Here is a 4,798-nt window from a genome sequence, read left to right as displayed (position 1 = left end):
CCCGGTCGGCCTCGGCGGCTTCGCGCTCGCGCTCGGCCAGTTGCGCGCGGGCCGCCTCCAGCCGGGTGCGCGCGGCGGCCAGCTCCGCCTGCAGCTGCCGCTCGGCGGCCTCGACCCGGTCGGCCTCGGCGTCCATATCCTCAGGGTTTCTGGGGTCGTTCCCGGGGTCGTCGTCACTGGTCCTGACGGGCTCGACATCGAGATGCTGAGCACGCTCGCTGGCGATGCGCACCGTTGCGGCCACGCGTTCGGCCAGGGCGGACAGCCCGAACCAGGTGTGCTGGACCGACTCGGCGCGGGTCGAGAGCTCAGCCAGCGCGGTCTCGTGGGCGGTCAGCTCGTCGGAGGCCACCGCGAGGCGGGCGGCGGCCTCGTCGTGCTCGCGGCGCATCGCGGCCTCGGCCTCGAGGATGGCGCTGCGCTCGGTCTGCCGGTTGACCAGGTCGTCGGCGGCCAGCCGCAACCGGGCGTCGCGCAGGTCGGCCTGGATGGTCTGGGCCCGCCGGGCCACCTCGGCCTGGCGCCCCAGCGGTTTGAGCTGGCGGCGCAGCTCGGTGGTCAGGTCGGTGAGCCGCGCCAGGTTGGCCGACATCGCGTCGAGTTTGCGCAGCGCCTTTTCCTTGCGCTTGCGGTGCTTGAGCACGCCGGCGGCTTCTTCGATGAACGCGCGGCGGTCCTCGGGCCGCGACTGCAGGATCTCGTCGAGCTTGCCCTGCCCGACGATGACGTGCATCTCCCGGCCGATCCCGGAGTCGCTGAGCAGCTCCTGGACGTCCATCAGCCGGCAGCCACTGCCGTTGATCTCGTACTCGCTGGCGCCGTCGCGGAACATCCGCCGGGTGATCGACACCTCGGAGTAGTCGATGGGCAGCACGTTGTCGGAGTTGTCGATGGTGACGGTGACCTCGGCACGGCCCAGGGGGGCGCGCGAGGAGGTGCCGGCGAAGATGACGTCCTCCATCTTGCCGCCGCGCAGCGTCTTCGCGCCCTGCTCCCCCATCACCCAGGCCAGGGCGTCGACCACGTTGGATTTGCCGGAGCCGTTGGGCCCGACGACGGCGGTGATACCCGGCTCGAAGCGCATAGTCGTCGGCGAAGCGAAGGACTTGAAGCCCTTCAGCGTCAGACTTTTGAGGTACACGGCGTGCCAGACTACCGCTCAATTCGTCGCGTCCGGCCCCCTCGCGGGGTGTCGTCGGGCCCGAAATCGACCGGTCGGCGCACACGTCACAGGGGTCACAGCCGTCACTGGGAGGGAAGCGGTGCTCCCTCCTGAAATGCGATAGCGCCGGCGATACCAGTTTTGCGATGCGACCATGGGCAGCCGCGACGGTGCCAACGTGACCGGAGTGACTAGCGCTCGACGAAACCGTCGAACCGCTCGTGCGCCGGCGCCCAGTCGGCGACGATCTTGTCCACGCGCCCCGGTGCGCCGTCGCCGTCGAGCAGCTGCAGCAGCTTCTCGCCCGCCTCACGCGTCCCGTGCGCGACCACCAGCACGCGGCCGTCGTCCTGGTTGGCCGCGTAGCCGGTCAGGCCCAGCTCCAGCGCCCGGCAGCGGGTCCACCAGCGAAATCCCACGCCTTGCACCCTCCCGTGCACCCAGGCGGTCAACCGCACGTCAGACATGACTCATTTTTACGTGAAGAGCGCGAACGGGTGTGCATCAAAGCCGTGGATTCATGCCCGAGGTCCGCGGGCGGGGCTGGCATTTCGGGCAGTAGAACGACGAGCGGTTCATGAACTTCTCCCGGCGCATCACCGCGCCGCAGCGCCGGCACGCCTGGCCCTCGCGGCCGTAGGCGTCCAGCGACCGGTCGAAGTACCCCGACTCTCCGTTGACGTTGACATAGAGCGAGTCGAACGACGTTCCACCCTTGGCCAGCGCCTCGCGCATAACCTCCGCGGCGGCGTCCAGCACGGCGGCCAGGCGTGGGCGGCTCAGCGTGGCCGCCACCCGGGCGCCGTGCACCTTGGCCCGCCACAGCGCCTCGTCGGCGTAGATGTTGCCGATCCCCGACACCACCTGCTGGTCCAAGAGCTGGCGCTTGAGCTCGGAATGCTTGCCGCGCAGCACCCGCACCACGGCGGCGGCGTCGAAGCGGGGATCCAGCGGGTCACGGGCCAGGTGCGCGACAGGCTCCGGCACCACGCTGCCGTCGACTTCCACCAGGTCGGCGAGCAGCCACCCGCCGAAGGTCCGCTGATCGGCGAAGCTCAGCACGGTCCCGTCGTCGAGCAGCGCGGAGATTCGCACGTGCTCGGCGCGCGGGACGGCGCCCAGCAGCATCTGCCCGCTCATGCCGAGGTGGACGACGAGCGCGCTGTCCGACCCCAGCAGCAGCCACAGGTATTTGCCGCGGCGATCGGTCCCGGTGATCCGCTCCCCCAGAAGCCGGGAGGTGAGGTCGCCGGGCCCGGCTTCGTGGCGGCGCACCGCGCGCGGGTGGTGCACCCGGACCGCCGTGATCGTCCTGCCGACCACATGGGACTGCAATCCCCGGCGCACCACCTCGACTTCAGGCAGCTCGGGCATCTAGTGATGATCGCAAGCGCGGCAAAGCCGGGCGCAGCGGGTCATCACCGTCAACCTAGACGGGCATGATCGCAAGCGCGGCAAAGCCGGGCGCAGCGGGTCATCACCGTCGATCTAGACGGGCGTTTTCCCCGCGGTGTCGAGCGCCTCCAACGCCTTCCAGGTGGCTGCCGCGGCCTTCTGCTCGGCCTCCTTCTTGGAGCGCCCGATGCCCGAGCCGTATTCGATCTCCATCACGACGACCACCGCGGTGAATTCCTTGTCGTGATCCGGTCCGGTGGAGGTCACCAGGTAGGACGGCGCGCCCAGGCCGCGCGCCGCGGTCAGCTCCTGCAGGCTGGTCTTCCAGTCCAGCCCGGCCCCCAGCGTGGGCGCGGCGTCCAGCAGCGCGCCGAACAACCGCAGGATCACCTCGCGGGCCGTGGTGATTCCGTGCTGCAGGTAGATGGCGCCCAACAGGGATTCCATGCCGTCTGCCAGGATGCTGGACTTGTCCGCACCGCCGGTGTTCGCCTCGCCGCGGCCCAGCAGCAGGTGGACTCCGAGGCCCTCGGCGGACAGGTTGCGCGCGACGTCGGCCAGTGCCTGGGTGTTGACGACGCTGGCGCGCAGTTTGGCCAGGTCCCCCTCCGAGCGGTCGGGGTGGCGGTGGTAGAGCTCGTCGGTGATCGTGAGCCCCAGAACGGCGTCCCCGAGGAACTCGAGGCGCTCGTTGGTCGGCAGGCCGCCGTGTTCGTAGGCGTAGCTGCGGTGTGTCAGCGCCAGCTCGAGCAGCTCCTCGGGCAGGTCGACACCGAGCGCGTCGAGCAGCTCTTCCCGGGAGGTCAACGCTCACCCCGCGAGATATCGGGCCCCGGTGGCAGCATCTCGGTCAGCTTGGCCCACCGCGGGTCGATGCGCTCGTGGAAGTGGTCCGGCTCGGCGGCCAGCGAGACGCCGCATTGGGGGCACAGCCCGGGGCAATCGGGCCGGCACACCGGGGAGAACGGCAGCTCCAGCCCGACGGCGTCGATGACGGACTGCTCGATGTCGACGGTGTCGTCGACGATGTGGCCGACCTCGTCTTCCCCGGTGGTCGCCTCGGTCGTGCTGCCCGGGTAGGCGAACAGCTCGGTCAGGGCCACCTGGATGCGTCCGTCGACCGTGCCCAGGCAGCGGGAACATTCGCCGGAGGTGGGCGCGGTGACCGTTCCGCTGACCAACACCCCTTCGGACACCGACTCGAGCCGCAGATCCAGTTCCAGCGGCGCGCCCCGCTCGATCGCGATCATGTCCAGCCCGATGCGCGACGGGCTGGGCATGGTTTCCCGCAGCGTGACCATCGCGCCCGGGCGTCGGCCCAGCGGTGTGATGTCCAGCTTCATGGGTGAACCCGGACGACGGTGCGCCGTGGTGCTGTGCTGCCGCGTCATAGGGGAAATCCTACGGCGCCGACCGCATAACGCCAGGCTGAACCGGCGGCTGCCGTGGTGAGCCGGTTCGGCTACCGCGTGGCGTAGTCGTGGGTGCCCGCCGCCGTCCGTAGTTGGTGGCGCCCTCGGCCCACGGACCGCAGCGTGCCGTTGAGGAAGTCCTCGAACTCCGCGAGTTTGCTGTCGACGTAGACGTCGCACTCGCCCCGGAGCCGGTCGGCCTCGGCATGGGCGGTGTCGATGAGCCGGGCGGACTCGGCCTTGGCCGCCTGCACCACCTCGTTCTGGGACACCAGGCGCTGCTGCTCCTTGATGCCCTCTTGCACGGCCTTCTCGTACGAGAGGTTGCCGCTCTCGAGCAGCCGGTCGCATTCGGCCTGGGCCCGGCTGGTGCTGGCCTCGTACTCGCGCTTGGCGGCCGTGGCGATGCGCACCGACTCCTCGCGCGCCTCGGCGACCATCCGTTCGCTGTGTTGGCGGGCTTCGCTCACCATCCGGTCGGCCTGCGCTTTCGCGTCGGACAGCAGCCGGTCGGCCTCCGCGCGGGCGTGGTTGAGCATCGACTCGGACTCGGTGGTCGCCGAGTCCACCATCGACTCGGCGTGTTCCTTGGCCTCCTGCAGCATCGAGTCCCGCGCATCGAGAACGTCCTGGGCGTCGTCCAGTTCGCCGGGGATCGCATCCTTGATGTCGTCGACCAGTTCGAGCACGTCGCCGCGGGGCACCACACAGCCGGCCGTCATCGGCACGCCACGGGCTTCTTCGACAATGGCGGCCAGTTCGTCCAGCGCTTCAAAGACTCGGTACACGGCCATACCCTCCTGGGCGTCTCGCCAAAAAACTCTGTTGT

The 4,798-nt window shown here is 69.9% G+C and carries 6 protein-coding genes; all 6 read right to left on the bottom strand.

Annotated features, from left to right (window positions below):
• Positions 1-1,141 (bottom strand): chromosome segregation SMC family protein (locus AC2VOR_RS21005; protein ID WP_486964452.1); only part of this gene is annotated, 1,141 nt, incomplete at its 3' end.
• A 212-nt stretch (positions 1,142-1,353) separates the two neighbouring features.
• Complete coding sequence (locus AC2VOR_RS21000) at positions 1,354-1,629, bottom strand: acylphosphatase (RefSeq protein WP_486964451.1); 276 nt, start codon at positions 1,627-1,629, stop codon at positions 1,354-1,356.
• A 37-nt stretch (positions 1,630-1,666) separates the two neighbouring features.
• Positions 1,667-2,536 (bottom strand): DNA-formamidopyrimidine glycosylase, encoded by an 870-nt coding sequence (gene mutM / locus AC2VOR_RS20995; RefSeq protein WP_486964450.1) that lies wholly within the window; start codon positions 2,534-2,536, stop codon positions 1,667-1,669.
• A 114-nt stretch (positions 2,537-2,650) separates the two neighbouring features.
• On the bottom strand, positions 2,651-3,364 hold the full coding sequence (rnc, locus tag AC2VOR_RS20990; RefSeq protein WP_369739560.1) for a ribonuclease III: 714 nt from the start codon (positions 3,362-3,364) through the stop codon (positions 2,651-2,653).
• Complete coding sequence (locus AC2VOR_RS20985) at positions 3,361-3,948, bottom strand: YceD family protein (protein ID WP_369739561.1); 588 nt, start codon at positions 3,946-3,948, stop codon at positions 3,361-3,363. The genes rnc and AC2VOR_RS20985 overlap by 4 nt, the downstream gene beginning before the upstream one ends.
• Positions 3,949-4,019: 71 nt before the next feature.
• Positions 4,020-4,757: a cell division protein SepIVA gene (sepIVA, locus tag AC2VOR_RS20980; RefSeq protein WP_369739562.1), complete on the bottom strand. Its 738-nt coding sequence runs from the start codon at positions 4,755-4,757 to the stop codon at positions 4,020-4,022.
• Positions 4,758-4,798: the final 41 nt, after the last annotated feature.

The sequence above is a fragment of the Mycobacterium sp. TH-M103 genome (assembly GCF_057473785.1).
This window is presented reverse-complemented; position numbering and strand designations above follow the sequence as displayed.